15 protein-coding genes and 2 tRNA genes are annotated in these 17,343 nt (G+C 57.8%); 1 reads left to right on the top strand and 16 read right to left on the bottom strand.

Annotated features, from left to right (window positions below):
• Positions 1-11: 11 nt before the first annotated feature.
• The 9 genes from rimP to rlmE all read right to left on the bottom strand — a co-directional run bounded on the left by rimP (position 12) and on the right by rlmE (position 7,056).
• Positions 12-470, bottom strand: coding sequence for a ribosome maturation factor RimP (gene rimP / locus F475_RS18935; protein ID WP_007973115.1), 459 nt, complete (start codon positions 468-470; stop codon positions 12-14).
• A 138-nt stretch (positions 471-608) separates the two neighbouring features.
• Positions 609-685 (bottom strand) — tRNA-Met (locus F475_RS18930).
• Positions 686-781: 96 nt separating this feature from the next.
• Positions 782-867 (bottom strand) — tRNA-Leu (locus F475_RS18925).
• A 22-nt stretch (positions 868-889) separates the two neighbouring features.
• Complete coding sequence (secG, locus tag F475_RS18920) at positions 890-1,273, bottom strand: preprotein translocase subunit SecG (protein ID WP_018929487.1); 384 nt, start codon at positions 1,271-1,273, stop codon at positions 890-892.
• Positions 1,274-1,277: 4 nt separating this feature from the next.
• Positions 1,278-2,033, bottom strand: coding sequence for a triose-phosphate isomerase (gene tpiA / locus F475_RS18915; protein WP_007933541.1), 756 nt, complete (start codon positions 2,031-2,033; stop codon positions 1,278-1,280).
• Positions 2,034-2,099: 66 nt separating this feature from the next.
• Positions 2,100-3,437: a phosphoglucosamine mutase gene (gene glmM / locus F475_RS18910; protein WP_018929485.1), complete on the bottom strand. Its 1,338-nt coding sequence runs from the start codon at positions 3,435-3,437 to the stop codon at positions 2,100-2,102.
• Between the two features lie 16 nt (positions 3,438-3,453).
• Entirely contained in the window at positions 3,454-4,305 is an 852-nt protein-coding gene (folP, locus tag F475_RS18905; protein WP_019582454.1) for a dihydropteroate synthase, read from the bottom strand.
• Positions 4,306-4,313: 8 nt separating this feature from the next.
• Positions 4,314-6,224, bottom strand: coding sequence for an ATP-dependent zinc metalloprotease FtsH (gene ftsH / locus F475_RS18900; protein WP_111454484.1), 1,911 nt, complete (start codon positions 6,222-6,224; stop codon positions 4,314-4,316).
• Between the two features lie 202 nt (positions 6,225-6,426).
• A complete protein-coding gene (gene rlmE, locus F475_RS18895) occupies positions 6,427-7,056 on the bottom strand; it encodes a 23S rRNA (uridine(2552)-2'-O)-methyltransferase RlmE (RefSeq protein WP_007933535.1) in 630 nt (209 codons plus the stop codon).
• 101 nt (positions 7,057-7,157) lie between these two features.
• Between rlmE and F475_RS18890 the strand changes: the two genes are divergently transcribed.
• On the top strand, positions 7,158-7,466 hold the full coding sequence (locus F475_RS18890; RefSeq protein ID WP_007900503.1) for a YhbY family RNA-binding protein: 309 nt from the start codon (positions 7,158-7,160) through the stop codon (positions 7,464-7,466).
• Positions 7,467-7,475: 9 nt separating this feature from the next.
• Here the strand turns inward: F475_RS18890 and F475_RS18885 are convergent, their stop codons facing one another.
• The 7 genes from F475_RS18885 to dnaK all read right to left on the bottom strand — a co-directional run bounded on the left by F475_RS18885 (position 7,476) and on the right by dnaK (position 17,271).
• Complete coding sequence (locus F475_RS18885) at positions 7,476-7,880, bottom strand: hypothetical protein (RefSeq protein WP_007933533.1); 405 nt, start codon at positions 7,878-7,880, stop codon at positions 7,476-7,478.
• 28 nt (positions 7,881-7,908) lie between these two features.
• Positions 7,909-8,385, bottom strand: a complete 477-nt coding sequence (gene greA / locus F475_RS18880; protein WP_018929481.1) for a transcription elongation factor GreA — start codon at positions 8,383-8,385, stop codon at positions 7,909-7,911.
• The gene (gene carB / locus F475_RS18875) at positions 8,382-11,603 is read right to left on the bottom strand and encodes a carbamoyl-phosphate synthase large subunit (protein WP_018929480.1); all 3,222 of its coding nucleotides are present in this window, start codon (positions 11,601-11,603) and stop codon (positions 8,382-8,384) included. Before carB ends, greA begins: the two co-directional genes overlap by 4 nt.
• Before the next feature lie 117 nt (positions 11,604-11,720).
• The gene (gene carA, locus F475_RS18870; RefSeq protein ID WP_018929479.1) at positions 11,721-12,857 is read right to left on the bottom strand and encodes a glutamine-hydrolyzing carbamoyl-phosphate synthase small subunit; all 1,137 of its coding nucleotides are present in this window, start codon (positions 12,855-12,857) and stop codon (positions 11,721-11,723) included.
• 259 nt (positions 12,858-13,116) lie between these two features.
• Positions 13,117-13,923 (bottom strand): 4-hydroxy-tetrahydrodipicolinate reductase, encoded by an 807-nt coding sequence (gene dapB / locus F475_RS18865; RefSeq protein ID WP_026286671.1) that lies wholly within the window; start codon positions 13,921-13,923, stop codon positions 13,117-13,119.
• A gap of 9 nt (positions 13,924-13,932) precedes the next feature.
• The gene (gene dnaJ / locus F475_RS18860) at positions 13,933-15,057 is read right to left on the bottom strand and encodes a molecular chaperone DnaJ (protein ID WP_018929477.1); all 1,125 of its coding nucleotides are present in this window, start codon (positions 15,055-15,057) and stop codon (positions 13,933-13,935) included.
• Positions 15,058-15,354: 297 nt separating this feature from the next.
• On the bottom strand, positions 15,355-17,271 hold the full coding sequence (gene dnaK, locus F475_RS18855) for a molecular chaperone DnaK (protein ID WP_111454483.1): 1,917 nt from the start codon (positions 17,269-17,271) through the stop codon (positions 15,355-15,357).
• Positions 17,272-17,343 lie beyond the last annotated feature (72 nt).

Genomic DNA, 17,343 nt, shown 5'->3' with positions numbered 1-17,343 from the left:
GGATCCGCGTCTCAGTCAAAACTGGGAATAATGTTGGCCTTGTCGATCATATCGATCGGCAACAGGAACTCATGGTCTTCAACCTGCACCACGACGTCCTGCTCTTCTACACCGCGCAGAAGGCCCTGAAAGTTGCGTCGACCTTCAAAAGGCGAGCGCAGCTTGATCTTCACTTGTTCACCGGCAAATTTTGCAAACTGCTCAAGAGTGAACAGTGGGCGTTCCATGCCAGGCGAGGAAACTTCAAGGGTGTATTCAACGGAGATTGGATCTTCAACATCCAGCACACCGCTGATCTGGCGACTGACGATGGCACAATCGTCCACCAGCACGCCGCCTTCTTTATCGATATAAACGCGCAACATTGAGTGGCGACCTTGAGCCGAAAACTCAATACCCCAGCATTCATAGCCTAGGGCCACGACCACCGGGGCCAGCAAGGCCTGCAACTCTTCTAGCTTGCTCGACACCTGAACCCCCTCGTGCATGTATGTGCATGCTATGCAAAATAAAAAAATGGGCGAAACGCCCATCCTTGAAACGCCGCCGAATAGCGGCGTTGAAAGTGTCCAGCTAACAAAAAGCCCCTGAAAAGGGGCTCCTTAAACTGGTTGCGGGGGCCGGATTTGAACCGACGACCTTCGGGTTATGAGCCCGACGAGCTACCAGACTGCTCCACCCCGCGACAAAGCTGGGGCGGAAGTATACGACCGATCCCTAACAGGGTCAATGTAACCTTCCACCTACAAGAAAGCCCGCAACAGCGGGCTCTCCTGATAATTGGTACCGAGAAGGGGACTCGAACCCCTACACCCTATGGGCACAACCACCTCAAGGTTGCGTGTCTACCAATTCCACCACCTCGGCAATACTACGTTTGAAACTCTTCTTACTTCTGCTCTTGAGCTGGAGGCACGTCAGTCGCTGGAGTAGCCGACTTTTGCTCTTGAAGCACCGGGACATCATCAGAAGCCGGTTTTTGCTTTGGAACTTCCAACACTGCTGGGTTTGGCAAACCTACTTGAGTCAGCTGGTGAGCTTTCTCTTTAGCAAAGTAACCTAACCCCAAGCTGGTCATGAAGAAACCGGCGGCAAGTATAGCAGTAAACTTACTAAGAAAGGTAGAGGTACCTTGGCTTCCGAACACAGTATTTGAAGCACCTGCTCCGAAAGATGCACCAGCGTCCGCACCTTTACCCTGCTGCAGCAATACCAGAGCAACTACGCCCAACGCACCCAGCAGATGAAAAACGACTACGACTGTTTCCAGCATTTTTTCAGTTTCCCGCGGCGCGACAAATCGCACCGAACTCATCTGCATTCAGGGAAGCCCCACCAATGAGCCCCCCATCGATATCCGGCATGCCGAACAGTTCGGCCGCATTGGCCGCCTTCACGCTGCCGCCGTATAGAAGCCGCACACCTTGTGCGACTTCAGAATTCTCTGCCGCCAACTGGGCGCGAATGGCTGCATGCACATCCTGCGCCTGTTGCGGCGAAGCAGTCAGCCCGGTACCAATGGCCCAGACCGGCTCGTAAGCGATTACTGCCTTTGCAAAAGCACCAACACCCAGCTCCTCGATGATGCTGCCCAGCTGACGCCCGACAACCTCAAGAGTTTTTCCAGCTTCGCGCTGCTCGAGGGTTTCCCCTACACACAACACCGGAATCAAGCCACATGCCTGTGCTGCCGCAAATTTGCGATTCAGCGTCCCGTCGAGCTCGCCCATTATCTGGCGGCGCTCAGAGTGCCCGACAAGCACCAGGGAACAACCTGCATCCACCAACTGACTCGGTGAAATTTCACCTGTCAACGCACCCTGCCCGGATTCAATCGCAGAGTTCTGCGCGCCGACCGAAATCGACTTCCCTTGCAAACCATCAATCACTTGATTGATATACAAGCAAGGCGGGAACACCGCGACATCAACACCGCTCGGCAAGGCCAGATGACGAAGGCCGTCGATCAGCTCAGCGACGCTGGCGCGGGTACCGTGCATCTTCCAGTTACCAGCTACCATAGGGCGACGCATGCTGTACCTCGTCGGTCAAAGTGGGCGCAGATGTTACCCAACACAATCATGGCTGGCAAGCCGAAATCAGGCAGAAACTTCAGTTACCAGTTTTGCCAGCTCTTCGGCGTAATCGCGAACCTGCGTTTCGTCCTCGCCTTCGACCATGACACGCACCAGCGGCTCTGTCCCGGACTTGCGCAACAACACGCGCCCGCGGCCCGCCATCGCTTGAGTGACACGATCACTGGCCTCCTTGACGGTCGGATGCTCGAGCGGGCTCACACCACCGCCAAACCGCACATTGATCAACACCTGAGGGCACTTGCGCAACGCCTGACGCGACTGAGCCAGGCCTTCTGCGCGCCGTTTCAGCGCCATCAAGACCTGCAACGCAGCAATGATCGCATCCCCGGTAGTGGTGTGACTGAAGCAGACAATGTGCCCCGAGTTTTCACCGCCCACCAGCCAATCGCGCTCCAGCAGCTCGGAGATGACGTAACGGTCACCAACGTTGGCCCGCACAAAAGGAATCGCCAGATCCGCCAGGGCCAACTCCAGCCCCAGGTTACTCATCAGTGTACCAACCACACCGCCCTGCAACTTGCCACGTTCTTGCAGATCGCGAGCGATGATGAACAGCAGCTCGTCACCATCGACGACAGCACCGGTGTGATCAACCATCTGCACCCGATCACCATCACCGTCGAAGGCGATACCCAAATCGGCGCGCTCGGCCAGCACGGCCGCTTGCAGCGGCGCCATATGGGTCGAACCGCAATTATCATTGATGTTCAGGCCGTTGGGATGGGCAGAAAGCACAACGACATCAGCCCCCAACTCACGGAACACGCTAGGCGCCACTTTATAAGTCGCGCCGTGAGCACAATCGAGCACGATCTTCAGGCCGGCAAAACTGGTGCCGGTGGGAACGCTACTCTTGCAGAATTCGATATAACGGCCCGAGGCATCGTTGATTCGCGACACTTTGCCGATCTTGCTCGACTCAACCACGGTCATCGGGGTGTCTAGCAGCTCTTCGATCATCAGCTCGACTTCATCCGGGAGCTTGGTGCCCTTACCAGAGAAAAACTTGATACCGTTGTCGTCATGAGGGTTATGCGAAGCGCTGATCACGATGCCGGCTTCGGCGTGAAAGGTCCGCGTCAAATAGGCGATGGCCGGAGTCGGCATTGGCCCCAACAGCATCACATCAGCACCGGCCGAGGTCAGCCCAGCCTCAAGCGCCGACTCGAACATGTAACCGGAGATACGGGTGTCCTTGCCCACGAGCACCTTGCAGGCGCCCATGCTGCGAAATGCCATGCCTGCCGCCCAGCCAAGCTTGAGCATGAAATCAGGAGTGATAGGGTATTGACCGACCCGACCACGAATGCCGTCGGTGCCAAAGTATTTCTTACTCATAAGTACTCCATCTTTCTTATTCAGCTGATTCTACGGCGGCAATCATCCGCACCACGTCGACCGTTTCCGCTACATCATGGACGCGCAATATACGCGCACCTTTGACCGAAGCCAGCGCCGCAAGTGCCAGACCACCATGCAGACGCTCTCCCACAGGTCGATTCAAGGCCTGGCCGATCATGCTCTTTCGCGAAACACCGACCAACAGAGGCCGCCCCAAAGCATGCAGGGCCTCCATATGCTTAAACAAACTTAGATTGTGCTGCAGGGTTTTCGCGAAGCCGAAGCCCGGATCAAGAATGATCCGCTCAGCAGGGATACCTACCGAGGCACACTGAACCATGCGCTCGGCAAGAAACTCGCCGACCTCTTTCGTAACATCCTGGTACTGAGGGTTGTCCTGCATGTCGCCCGGCTCGCCGAGCATATGCATCAGGCACACCGGCAAACCGGTGGCCGCCGCTGCATCCAGAGCACCATCTCGACGCAACGAGCGTACGTCATTGATCAACCCCGCCCCCAGCCTTGCGGTTTCACGCATGACGGCAGGCGTGGAAGTATCGACCGAGATAATCACATCCAGTTCGCGACTGATGCGCTCAACGATAGGCGCTACGCGCTCTAGCTCTTCAAGCGGCGAAACGGCCCTGGCACCGGGCCGGGTCGATTCACCACCGACGTCGATCAGCGTCGCACCGGCCGCCACCATCGCCTCGGCGTGGCGCAGGGCCGCGTCCAGCTGGCTGTATCGGCCGCCATCGGAAAAGGAATCGGGAGTGACATTGAGAATGCCCATGACATGCGTCTGGGCCAAATCAAGAACCCGGTTGCCGCAAGGCAACCGGGTCGAGGACTGAACAGAAGTCATTTCAAACCTTAAACGTCAGCAGCCGGGCCGCCGATAGGTGTTTCCGGACGCCCATCCTGCACCACTGGAGGCGTGCCGGAAGTGTCGTTGCCGCCAGACCAGTCGCGAGGTTCGCGAGGCGTACGACCCGCCATGATGTCATCGATCTGATCGGCATCGATCGTCTCGTACTTCATCAGGGCATCCGCCATCGCATCAAGCTTGTCACGGTTATCCGTAAGGATCTGCTTGGCCGTGCCATAGCACTGGTCAATGATGTTGCGCACTTCGGAGTCGATCAGCTTGGCCGTCTCGCCAGAGAAACTGGCATGCTGACCACCGCCGCCACGACCGAGGAACACTTCGCCCTCTTCTTCGGCGTACATCAATGGACCGAGTTTTTCCGACAACCCCCACTTGGTCACCATGTTTCGTGCTATCTGGCTGGCACGCATGATGTCGTTGGACGCACCGGTGGTGACGCCATCGAAGCCCAGGGTCATCTCTTCAGCGATACGACCGCCGTACAGCGAGCAGATCTGGCTGATCAGTGCACGCTTGGACAGACTGTAGCGATCTTCTTCCGGCAGGAACATGGTCACACCAAGTGCGCGACCGCGCGGAATGATCGACACCTTGTAGACCGGATCATGCTCAGGCACGACGCGACCGACGATAGCGTGGCCGGCTTCGTGATAAGCAGTGTTCTGCTTTTCTTTCTCGGACATGACCATGGATTTGCGCTCGGCACCCATCATGATCTTGTCTTTGGCCAGTTCGAACTCTTTCATCTCGACGATGCGCTTGCCGGCACGAGCCGCAAACAACGAAGCCTCGTTCACCAGGTTGGCCAGGTCGGCACCGGAGAAACCAGGAGTACCACGAGCGATCACGGCCGGAGCGACGTCGTCACCCATCGGCACTTTGCGCATGTGGACTTTGAGAATCTGCTCGCGACCACGGATGTCCGGCAGGCCAACCACGACCTGACGGTCGAAGCGGCCCGGACGCAGCAACGCAGGATCCAGTACGTCCGGACGGTTGGTCGCGGCGATGACGATGATGCCGTCATTCATTTCGAAGCCGTCCATCTCTACCAGCAACTGGTTGAGGGTCTGCTCGCGCTCATCGTGACCACCACCCATGCCGGCACCACGGTGGCGACCAACGGCGTCGATTTCATCGATGAAGATGATGCATGGCGCATGCTTCTTCGCCTGCTCGAACATGTCACGGACACGGCTGGCACCGACGCCGACGAACATTTCGACGAAATCGGAACCGGAAATAGTAAAGAACGGTACTTTGGCTTCGCCGGCAATCGCCTTGGCCAGCAAGGTTTTACCGGTACCCGGAGGACCAACCATCAGCACGCCGCGAGGAATGCGACCGCCCAGGCGCTGGAACTTGCCCGGATCACGCAGGAACTCGACCAGCTCGCCGACTTCTTCCTTGGCTTCGTCACAACCTGCAACGTCAGCCAGGGTGGTTTTCACCTGATCTTCAGAGAGCAGGCGCGCCTTGCTCTTGCCGAAACTCATCGGCCCACCCTTGCCACCGGCACCGCCCTGCATCTGCCGCATGAAGAACATGAAGACGGCGATGATCACCAGGATCGGGAAGCTTGCGACCAGGAGTTGAGTCCAGATACTTTGCTGCTCAGGTTGCTTGCCTTCGACCACAACGTGGTTATCCACGAGGTCGCCGATCAGACCGTTGTCCTGGATTGCCGGACGGATGGTCTTGAAGCTGTCGCCATCGTTGCGCTTGCCTGTAATCACGTAGCCATCAACCGCTACGCGCTCGACCTTGCCATCCTTGACCTGCTGGATGAAGTCGGAATAGTTGAGGGTCTGCGGCTCGTTAGGGCTGGAGAAGTTGTTCATCACCGTCACCAGGACAGCTGCGATGATCAACCACAGGATCAGATTCTTTGCCATATCGTTCAATTAACTACCCTCTGAAGCAAGCTCCGCTAATGGCGCGCGCTTCGCATGATATTCACCGGCCTAACTTACTACATTACCTACGGCTCTGGCAGGCGCCGTCTGTAACCCTTTGTGAAACACTTTCTACACAATATTCGCTAATGCATGCGGGGCGAAATATGAAAAACCTATCACCCCGCCAAAAAACCTCGTTTTACTCACTACGCCCGCGGTAACCCCAAGCCAACATGTATTGCTCGCGGGAACTGTCACGGGAAGAGTCTGGCTTGATCATCTGGATCTTGTCGAATTTCCGACGAGCATCCTTCAGGTAAACATCAAACCCTTCGCCCTGAAAAATCTTGATCACAAAATTACCACCCGGCTTGAGTATCCGCTCCGCCAAATCAAGCGCCAGCTCGCAAAGAAACATGGCTTTTGGCATGTCCACTTCAGGCGTACCACTCATATTGGGGGCCATATCGGAAATCACAAGGTCCACCTGCGAATTACCCACAGCTTCAAGGATCCGCGTGAGCACTTCGTCCTCGGTGAAGTCCCCCTGAATGAAAGTCACGTCCGGAATGCTGTCCATTTCCAGAATGTCCGAGGCGATCAGTCGCCCCTGACCACCAATCAGACGACTAGTCACCTGCGACCATCCGCCGGGCGCCGCACCCAGGTCGACAACGCTCATGCCGGGACGGATCAGCTTGTATTTCTCCTGGACCTCCAGAAGTTTGTAACTCGCACGCGAGCGGTAGCCATCCTTTTGCGCCTGCTTCACATAGGGATCGTTGACATGTCTTTTCAGCCAACCAAGGCTTGTCTTGGAACGCGCCATTGGGCACCTCGATGATAAGGGTCGTGATTAATTGGGCGGATCCACGAGCCCTCGGGTAAAATGGCCGCCATTTTACAGAATCCAGACGAAAGGGTCAGATTATGCCGCTCACTCAAGAGCAGAAGAAACAGTACAAGTCCATTGGCCACCATCTGAAACCAGTTTTGATTGTGGCTGACAACGGCTTGACTGAAGGTGTGTTAGCCGAACTTGAACGCGCTTTGGCGGATCACGAGCTGATCAAAATCAAGCTCAACATCCTCGATCGCGAATCGCGCCTGGCAGCCATTGCAGAACTCTGCAAGGCCGGCAAAGCCGATCTGGTTCAGGTCATCGGCAAGATGGCACTGATTTATCGCAAGAACTTCAGCGTCAACAAGCAGTTGTCGAACGTCCATCGCTTCAAGTGATGGCAAGGGTCAAGGGTGTGCTTCGCGCACCCTGACACTCCATCCAGGCACCGGCTGCATCACCAGCACCAGCCCGGAAAACCCCAGGACAAGATAGCTGAACAACTGCCAATGCAGCGCCTGCGGCCAACCGAAGCGTACTGCGAAATACATCGCGCACCCATACAGCGCCATCAGCAGCAGTTGCCCGCGAATATCCCGCCATAGACTGGCAAGACCCTCGGCCTGTACCAGCACCAAAGCCTGAAAAATCACACTCGCTGTGGCGAATCCCACCATCAGCGTATTCAGCGCACCTGCAATTTCGTCGATCAGCAGCGGCGCCAGGCCTATTTGCCCCAGCACCGGCAGCAGACCGATGTGCAACAACCACAAGCCGCCAACCCAGAGCATCTGGGTCAGCTGCCAAAGCATGGCACCCGCACGTAGCGGGCGCCTTCTTTCAGATGTGGCGAACTTCGACAATCTCATACTCGATAACGCCACCCGGCGTTTTGACCGCCACCACATCACCCTCTTCCTTGGCGATCAAGGCACGGGCGATCGGCGAACCGACGGAGATCTTGCCGAGCTTGATGTCTGCTTCATCCTCACCAACGATCTGGTAAGTCACGCTTTCATCGGTCTCGACATTGGCGATTTCAACGGTGGTGCCGAAAATCACCTTGCCGGTGTGCTCGATGGTCGTTACGTCGATGACCACAGCGTTTTGCATGCGGCCTTCAATGTCACGAATCCGCGCCTCGACCATCCCCTGCTGCTCGCGAGCAGCGTGGTATTCGGCGTTTTCCTTCAAGTCACCCAACTCGCGGGCCGTACCGATGTCCTGACTGAGTTTCGGACGAACGACCTTGGTCAGATGAGCGTGTTCTTCTTCCAGGGCTTTAGCGCCCTTGACGGTCATTGGGTATTTGATCATGCCTTCAATCCTGCGTGTAGATCCTGCAAGCGGCGCACGGTCTTCTCAGGACCGAACTTCAACGCTTCGCAGATAGCTTCGCCAGCAGCAATAGTAGTGGTGCAGTAGATCTTGTGCTGCAAGGCATTACGACGAATGGAGTAGGAATCAGCGATCGACTGACGACCTTCGGTGGTGTTGATGATCAGAGTGACTTCGTCATTCTTGATCATGTCGACCACGTGCGGACGACCCTCGGTCACCTTGTTCACACGACGCACTTTCAGGCCTGCAGCTTCGATCAGCTTGGCAGTACCGGCAGTGGCGACCACTTCGAAGCCCAAGTTGATCAGATCACGGGCCACGCCTGCAACCAGCGGCTTGTCATCGTCGCGCACGCTGATGAACGCGGTACCACCGGTTGGCAGCACTTCACTGGCGCCCATCTGAGCCTTGGCAAAGGCTTCGCCGAAGGTGTCGCCCACGCCCATCACTTCACCGGTGGACTTCATCTCTGGGCCCAGGATCGGGTCCACGCCAGGGAATTTGGCGAATGGGAACACCGCCTCTTTCACGCTGTAGAAGTTCGGAATGATTTCTTTGGTGAAGCCGATTTCCTTCAGGGTTTTACCGGCCATCACGCGAGCCGCGACCATCGCCAGGGACACACCGATGCACTTGGAGACGAACGGTACGGTACGGGATGCGCGCGGGTTGACTTCGATGACGTAGATGTCTTCGCCTTGCAGCGCCAACTGAACGTTCATCAGGCCGACCACGCCCAGTTCCAGGGCCATTTTCTTGACCTGTTCGCGCATCTCGTCCTGGATATGTGCAGGCAGCGAATACGGCGGCAGGGAGCACGCGGAGTCACCGGAGTGAACGCCGGCCTGCTCAATGTGCTGCATGATCGCGCCGATCACCACGTCGGTGCCGTCGCAGACCGCATCCACGTCCATTTCGATCGCGCAGTTGAGGAAGTGGTCCAGCAGCACCGGGCTGTCGTTGGACACTTGAACCGCTTCACGCAGGTAGCGCTTGAGTTCTTCCTCTTCGTAAACGATTTCCATCGCACGCCCGCCCAGTACGTAGGACGGACGAACCACCAGCGGGTAACCGATTTTGGCGGCGGCACGAATCGCTTCATCTTCGCTGCGCACGGTGGCGTTAGGCGGCTGACGCAGGTTCAGACGCTCAACCATCTGCTGGAAGCGCTCACGGTCTTCGGCGCGGTCGATGGCGTCAGGACTGGTGCCGATGATCGGCACGCCGGCGGCTTCCAGGGCACGGGCCAGTTTCAGCGGGGTCTGACCGCCGTACTGAACGATCACGCCTTTTGGCTTCTCGACGCGGACGATTTCCAGCACGTCTTCCAGGGTCACTGGTTCGAAGTACAGACGATCGGAGGTGTCGTAGTCGGTGGAAACGGTTTCCGGGTTGCAGTTGACCATGATGGTCTCGTACCCGTCATCGCGCAGGGCCAGTGCTGCGTGTACGCAGCAATAGTCGAACTCGATGCCCTGGCCGATGCGGTTTGGACCGCCACCCAGGATCATGATCTTGTCACGGCCCGACGGCGCAGCTTCGCACTCTTCCTCGTAAGTCGAGTACAGGTACGCGGTGTCGGTGGCGAACTCGGCGGCGCAGGTGTCGACGCGCTTGTAGACCGGGAACACTTCCAGCTTGTGACGATGGGTACGCAGGTTCTTCTCGGTGACGCCCAGCAGCTTGGCCAGACGCTGATCGGAGAAGCCTTTACGCTTGAGGCGGAACATCAGGTCGCGGTCGATAGCGGACAGACCCAGGGTCTTGACCTTCTCTTCTTCCTTGATCAGATCTTCGATCTGCACCAGGAACCACGGGTCGATCATGTTCATGCCGAAGATGTCTTCGACCGACAGGCCCGCGCGGAACGCGTCAGCCACGTACCAGATACGCTCGGCACCCGGCACGGTCAGTTCGCGCTTGAGGATGCTCATGCTTTCCGGGTTGCTCAGGTCGAGCTTCTCGTCCAGGCCGCAAACACCCACCTCCAGACCGCGCAGAGCTTTCTGCAGGGATTCCTGGAAGGTCCGGCCGATGGCCATGACTTCACCGACCGACTTCATCTGAGTGGTCAGGCGTGCGTCGGCTTTCGGGAATTTCTCGAAGGCAAAGCGTGGCAGCTTGGTGACGACGTAGTCGATGGACGGCTCGAAGGACGCCGGGGTCTTGCCGCCGGTGATGTCGTTCGACAGTTCGTCGAGGGTGTAACCGACGGCCAGTTTCGCCGCGACCTTGGCGATCGGGAAACCGGTGGCTTTCGATGCCAGGGCTGAGGAACGGGATACCCGCGGGTTCATCTCGATGACCACCATGCGACCAGTGTTCGGGCAGATGCCGAACTGGACGTTGGAGCCGCCGGTTTCCACGCCGATCTCGCGCAGTACCGCCAGGGAGGCGTTACGCAGGATCTGGTATTCCTTGTCGGTCAGGGTCTGCGCGGGTGCAACCGTGATCGAGTCACCGGTGTGCACGCCCATCGGGTCGAAGTTTTCGATGGAGCAGACGATGATGCAGTTGTCCTTTTTATCGCGGACAACTTCCATCTCGTATTCTTTCCAGCCAATCAGCGATTCGTCGATCAGCAGCTCTTTGGTCGGCGACAGATCCAGACCGCGGGCGCAGATTTCTTCGAACTCTTCACGGTTGTAAGCGATACCGCCACCGGTGCCGCCCATGGTGAAGGACGGACGAATGATGCACGGGAAGCCCAGACGATCGAGAACCGCGTTAGCCTCTTCCATGCTATGGGCGATACCCGAACGCGGGCAGTCCAGACCGATGGATTTCATCGCCTTGTCGAAGCGCGAACGGTCTTCAGCCTTGTCGATGGTGTCAGCGTTGGCGCCGATCATCTCTACGCCGAACTTCTCCAGAACGCCTTCGCGCTCCAGGTCCAGGGCGCAGTTCAGGGCGGTCTGGCCACCCATGGTCGGCAGCAGCGCGTCCGGACGCTCTTTCTCGATGATCTTGGCAACGGTCTGCCACTTGATCGGTTCGATGTAGGTGGCGTCGGCCATGGCCGGGTCGGTCATGATGGTCGCCGGGTTGGAGTTCACCAGGATGACGCGGTAACCCTCCTCGCGCAGGGCTTTACAGGCCTGGGCGCCGGAGTAGTCGAATTCGCAGGCCTGGCCGATCACGATCGGGCCAGCGCCGAGAATCAGGATGCTTTTAATGTCTGTACGTTTTGGCATGGGTTGTCACTCAAATCCGCAGGTCAGTCGGCAAGCCGTCTTGTTCAATCTCTGAAGCCTTGAGGGGGCCGCCGGTTTCGGGACCGCCCCCAGGCTTCGCTACATCAGGGCGAGCGATTAGCGTCGCTTGGCCATTTCGTTGATGAAGCGATCAAACAGTGGCGCTACGTCGTTCGGGCCAGGGCTGGCTTCAGGGTGACCCTGGAAGCTGAAGGCGCTCTTGTCGGTACGCTCGATACCTTGCAGGGTGCCGTCGAACAGCGATTTGTGGATCGCACGAACGTTGCCTGGCAGGGTCGCTTCGTCTACCGCAAAACCGTGGTTCTGGCTGGTGATCATCACCACACCGCTGTCCAGATCCTGAACCGGGTGGTTTGCACCGTGGTGGCCGTGGCCCATTTTCAGGGTCTTGGCGCCGGAGGCCAGAGCCAGCAGTTGGTGGCCGAGGCAGATACCGAATACCGGGATCTCGGTTTCCAGCACGTCTTTAATGGCCTGGATCGCGTAGTCGCATGGCTCAGGGTCACCTGGGCCGTTTGACAGGAACACGCCGTCCGGTTTCAGAGCCAGAACGTCAGCCGCCGGCGTTTGAGCTGGCACCACGGTCACGCGGCAACCGCGCTCGACCAGCATGCGCAGGATGTTCAGCTTGACGCCGTAGTCGTAGGCAACCACGTGGTATGGCAGATCGGAAGCGTCGATGGTCGCGTGGCTGTCGGTCTTCAAGTCCCAGACAGTCGAGCGCCACTCGTACTTCTCTTTGGTGCTGACGACTTTCGCCAGGTCCATGCCTTTGAGGCCAGGGAAGCCCTGGGCAGCGGCGATGGCGGCTTCTTCGGAAATGTTGTCACCGGCCATGATGCAGCCGTTCTGCGCGCCTTTCTCACGCAGGATGCGTGTCAGGCGGCGAGTGTCGATACCGGCGATAGCCACGACATTATTGGCTTTCAGGTAGTCGGACAGAGACATCGTGTTGCGCCAGTTGCTCGCAACCAGTGGCAGGTCACGGATGACCAGGCCAGCGGACCAGACGCGATCGGACTCGGCGTCTTCCGGCGTAGTACCGGTGTTGCCGATGTGCGGGTAAGTCAGGGTAACGATCTGTTGGGCGTAGGAAGGATCGGTAAGGATTTCCTGATAGCCGGTCATTGCGGTGTTGAACACCACCTCACCAACGGTTTGACCGTCGGCTCCAATGGCTTCGCCGCGAAAAATGCTGCCATCAGCAAGGGCGAGTATGGCTGGCTTAGTCAAGAAGACCTCCCGTAAATAAAGCCTGAAAGGGCGATCGCAGGTTGTAAAAAAGCGGAGTGACGTATGGACACGTCACCCCGCTTCTTCATCGAATTATTCTGCGCGCTTTTAGTGGACACACTAAAGCTGTAGCTTACAGAAAAAGGCATTTTTGGTCTACCGCCAATGAGCCCTAAAGGCCGGAGAATGCGACAGGACGTCGCTTGGCGGTTTAAAACCGGGCTCAAAGGCTATGTTTGAACCCGGTTTCGGCTGCATCTTAACGCAGGTCGAGCACGTCTTGCATGTCGTAGAGGCCTGGCTCACGACCGTCCAGCCACAAAGCCGCTCGTACCGCACCCTTGGCGAAGGTCATACGACTGGATGCCTTGTGCGTGATTTCCAGTCGCTCGCCCTCGCAGGCGAACAGCACCGTATGATCACCGACCACATCACCACCGCGAACAGTCGCAAAGCCGATCGTTTCACGCTCACGCGCACCGGTGTGACCTTCACGCCCATAGACCGCAACCTTCTGCAGATCACGATCCAGCGCATTGGCGATTACTTCACCCATGCGCAGCGCCGTGCCCGAAGGCGCATCGATCTTGTGCCGATGGTGAGCCTCGATGATTTCGATATCCGCATCATCACCCAGCACGCGCGCAGCCATGTCGAGCAGCTTCAGCGACAGGTTTACACCGACGCTGAAATTGGCCGCGAACACGATAGGAATATCCTTGCCCGCCTCGGCCAGCAACTGCTTCTGCGCGGCGTCCAATCCTGTCGTGCCGATCACCATGGCCTTGCCCGCCTTACGGCAGAAAGCCAGGTTTTTCAGCATGACTTCCGGGAGCGTGAAGTCGATCAGCACGTCGAACTCATCGGCCACCGAATCCAGACTACCGGACAGCGGCACACCAATACGCCCCAACGAGGCCAGCTCACCGGCATCCACGCCAATCAGCGTACTGCCGGGGCGCACAATGGCGGCGGTCAGACCGGTCAGCGGCGCGCGCTGCTGCACCGCCTCGACCAGGATCTTGCCCATGCGGCCGGCGGCACCCATCACAGCTATACGTCGCATGCTCACTCCTTACAAATCGCCGAAGAAGCGCTTCACGCCTTCGAACCAACCAGTGGTTTTCGGCGAATGACTGTTGTCGTCCGCCAGGGAGCTGCGGAACTCTTCCAGCAATTCGCGCTGACGACGACCCAGGTTGACCGGGGTTTCGACCGCCACACGACACATCAGGTCGCCAGCGCCGCCGCCACGCACCGGCGCAACGCCTTTGCCGCGAACACGGAACTGCTTGCCGGTCTGAGTCCCCTCAGGGATCTTCAGCTTGACCCGACCATCAAGGGTCGGAATCTCCAGCTCGCCGCCCAACGCTGCGTCGACGAAGCTGATCGGCACTTCGCAGAACAGGTGCTTGCCATCACGCTGGAAGATCGCGTGCTCACGCACATTGATTACCACGTACAGATCGCCGGTCGGACCACCCTGCGCGCCCGCTTCGCCTTCGCCGGACAGACGAATACGGTCACCGGTATCGACACCGGCCGGCACTTTGACGGAAAGCGTCTTGTACTCTTCGACACGACCTTCGCCGTGGCAGGAATCGCACGGATCGGAAATGATCTTGCCCTGGCCATGGCAACGCGGGCAGGTCTGCTGCACCGAGAAGAAGCCTTGCTGCATGCGTACCTGACCGATACCGCCACACGTCGGGCAGGTGACCGGCGAGGAGCCTTTCTTGGCGCCCGAGCCATCACACGGCTTGCAGTTGACCAGTGTCGGAACACGGATATTCACGGTTGTGCCGCGCACCGCTTCTTCCAGGTTCAACTCCAGCGTGTAACGCAGGTCGCTGCCACGCTGCGCGCCGCCACGGGAGCCGCCGCGACCGCCACCGAAGAAGTCACTGAAGACATCGCCAAAGATATCGGAGAAGTTCTGGCCACCAAAACCGGCACCGCCGCCACCCATGCTCGGGTCGACACCGGCATGACCGTATTGGTCATAGGCCGCGCGCTTGCTGGAATCGGACAGCACTTCGTAGGCCTCGTTGGCCTCCTTGAACATATCTTCCGACGCTTTGTCATCGGGATTACGGTCCGGGTGGTGCTTCATCGCCAGGCGGCGGTAGGCCTTTTTCAGGTCTGCTTCGCTTGAGCCACGCTCAACACCCAATACTTCGTAATAGTCACGCTTTGCCATAAGTCTTTGCACTCTTAAGGACGTTCGACAAACCTCTCCTGAGCCTCGTCAAACTCGTTGAGCCCCAATACAGGCCCGGACCCAACTCACGTCAATTCAACGATCCTGGTCTTTGATTCGATGCAGCACTTTCGGCGCGGAAAGCAGGAGCATCCCCGGCCATGCCACCAACACGCGAGCGTTGTCGCATGCTGTAAAAATTCGCTAACTCCAGACACGCCAACGCGGGAGCAAGCTCCCGCGCGGCGACATCCTACCAGTCACCGCCTGAAGGCAGTCAACCGGGCGACCAACAACTTACTTGTGGTCTTTAACTTCTTCGAACTCAGCGTCGACGACGTCGTCAGCTTTTTCAGCCGCTTCGCCTTTCGGTGCCGCGCCTTCAGCTGGCTGAGCCTGCTCGGCATACATTTTCTGAGCCACTGGCGCGGAGACCTTGGACAGCTCTTCAACCTTGGCTTCGATCACAGCCTTGTCGTCGCCTTTAACAGCGGCTTCCAGGGCAACTACTGCCGCTTCGATTGCAGTCTTCTCTTCAGCGCTCACCTTGTCGCCAGCATCAGCGACCATTTTGCGAGTCGAGTGAACCAGTGCGTCGCCCTGGTTACGAGCGCTCGCCAGCTCTTCGAACTTGCGGTCTTCTTCAGCATTCAGTTCAGCGTCGCGAACCATCTGCTGAATTTCGTCCTCGGACAGACCGGAGTTGGCCTTGATCACGATCGACTGAGTCTTGCCAGTAGCCTTGTCTTTGGCGCCTACGTGCAGAATGCCGTTGGCGTCGATGTCGAAGGTCACTTCGATTTGTGGCACACCACGTGGAGCCGGTGGAATCTCGGCCAGGTCGAATTTGCCCAGGGACTTGTTCTGTGCGGCTTGCTTACGCTCACCTTGCAGCACGTGAATGGTCACGGCGCTCTGGTTGTCGTCAGCAGTCGAGAACACTTGCGATTTCTTGGTAGGAATCGTGGTGTTTTTCTCGATCAGCGCAGTCATCACGCCACCCATGGTTTCGATACCCAGGGTCAGCGGGCTGACGTCGAGCAGCAGAACGTCTTTCACGTCGCCGGCCAATACAGCGCCCTGGATCGCAGCACCCATGGCAACAGCTTCGTCCGGGTTAACATCTTTACGAGCTTCTTTACCGAAGAAGTCGGAAACAGCTTTCTGCACCATCGGCATACGGGTCTGACCGCCGACCAGAATCACGTCGTCGATCTTGCTGACATCGATACCGGCGTCTTTCATCGCGATGCGGCAAGGTTCGATGGTGCGCTGAACCAGGTCTTCCACCAGCGCTTCGAGCTTGGCGCGGGAGATTTTCACGTTCAAGTGCTTAGGACCGGTAGCGTCTGCAGTGATGTACGGCAGGTTCACGTCGGTCGACTGGCTCGAGGACAGTTCGATCTTGGCTTTCTCGGCAGCTTCTTTCAGGCGCTGCATGGCCAGCGGATCACCCTTGAGGTTCATGCCGCTTTCTTTCTTGAATTCGTCGACGAGGTAGTCGATCAGGCGAATGTCAAAGTCTTCACCGCCCAGGAAGGTGTCGCCGTTGGTGGCCAACACTTCGAACTGGTGCTCGCCATCGACTTCAGCGATCTCGATAACGGAAACGTCGAAAGTACCGCCACCCAGGTCGTAAACGATCACAGTGTGATCGCCCTTGGCCTTGTCCATACCGTAGGCCAGTGCGGCTGCGGTTGGTTCGTTGATGATGCGTTTTACGTCCAGGCCCGCGATGCGGCCGGCGTCTTTGGTGGCTTGACGCTGGCTGTCGTTGAAGTAGGCCGGAACGGTGATCACCGCTTCGGTCACAGGCTCGCCGAGGTAGTCTTCGGCGGTCTTCTTCATTTTCTTCAGAATTTCAGCCGAGATTTGTGGCGGTGCCATTTTCTGGCCGTTCACCTCAACCCAGGCGTCGCTGTTGTCAGCCTTGACGATCTTGTAAGGGACCATCTGGATGTCTTTCTGTACGACTTCTTCGTCGAAACGACGACCGATCAGACGCTTCACCGCGTACAGGGTGTTATGCGGATTGGTCACTGCCTGACGCTTGGCCGACTGGCCAACCAGGATTTCGCCATCGTTGGCATAAGCGATGATCGACGGCGTGGTACGCGCGCCTTCAGCGTTTTCAATAACTTTGGCCTTGCCGTTTTCCAGCACGGAGACGCAGGAGTTGGTAGTCCCCAGGTCGATACCGATAATTTTGCCCATGTTCACTCTCCCGAAACTTTGGATTTGGATGCCGCAGTAGTGGTGGCTGACTGCGGTAGCACTTAAACGCTT

The sequence above is a fragment of the Pseudomonas sp. URMO17WK12:I6 genome (assembly GCF_003253625.1).
Taxonomy (GTDB): domain Bacteria; phylum Pseudomonadota; class Gammaproteobacteria; order Pseudomonadales; family Pseudomonadaceae; genus Aquipseudomonas.
Note: the sequence above shows the minus strand (reverse complement) of the source record. Positions and strands in the feature narration are given on the sequence as shown.

Bases quoted from the DNA above. Each gene is read 5' to 3' on its own strand.
- dapB (WP_026286671.1), bottom strand. From the start codon at position 13,923: ATGCGACGTATAGCTGTGATGGGTGCCGCCGGCCGCATGGGCAAGATC.
- rlmE (WP_007933535.1), bottom strand. From the start codon at position 7,056: ATGGCGCGTTCCAAGACAAGCCTTGGTTGGCTGAAAAGACATGTCAAC.
- F475_RS18885 (WP_007933533.1), bottom strand. From the start codon at position 7,880: ATGCTTTGGCAGCTGACCCAGATGCTCTGGGTTGGCGGCTTGTGGTTG.
- tpiA (WP_007933541.1), bottom strand. From the start codon at position 2,033: ATGCGTCGCCCTATGGTAGCTGGTAACTGGAAGATGCACGGTACCCGC.
- carB (WP_018929480.1), bottom strand. From the start codon at position 11,603: ATGCCAAAACGTACAGACATTAAAAGCATCCTGATTCTCGGCGCTGGC.
- folP (WP_019582454.1), bottom strand. From the start codon at position 4,305: ATGACTTCTGTTCAGTCCTCGACCCGGTTGCCTTGCGGCAACCGGGTT.
- glmM (WP_018929485.1), bottom strand. From the start codon at position 3,437: ATGAGTAAGAAATACTTTGGCACCGACGGCATTCGTGGTCGGGTCGGT.
- ftsH (WP_111454484.1), bottom strand. From the start codon at position 6,224: ATGGCAAAGAATCTGATCCTGTGGTTGATCATCGCAGCTGTCCTGGTG.
- dnaK (WP_111454483.1), bottom strand. From the start codon at position 17,271: ATGGGCAAAATTATCGGTATCGACCTGGGGACTACCAACTCCTGCGTC.
- dnaJ (WP_018929477.1), bottom strand. From the start codon at position 15,057: ATGGCAAAGCGTGACTATTACGAAGTATTGGGTGTTGAGCGTGGCTCA.
- F475_RS18890 (WP_007900503.1), top strand. From the start codon at position 7,158: ATGCCGCTCACTCAAGAGCAGAAGAAACAGTACAAGTCCATTGGCCAC.
- greA (WP_018929481.1), bottom strand. From the start codon at position 8,385: ATGATCAAATACCCAATGACCGTCAAGGGCGCTAAAGCCCTGGAAGAA.
- secG (WP_018929487.1), bottom strand. From the start codon at position 1,273: ATGCTGGAAACAGTCGTAGTCGTTTTTCATCTGCTGGGTGCGTTGGGC.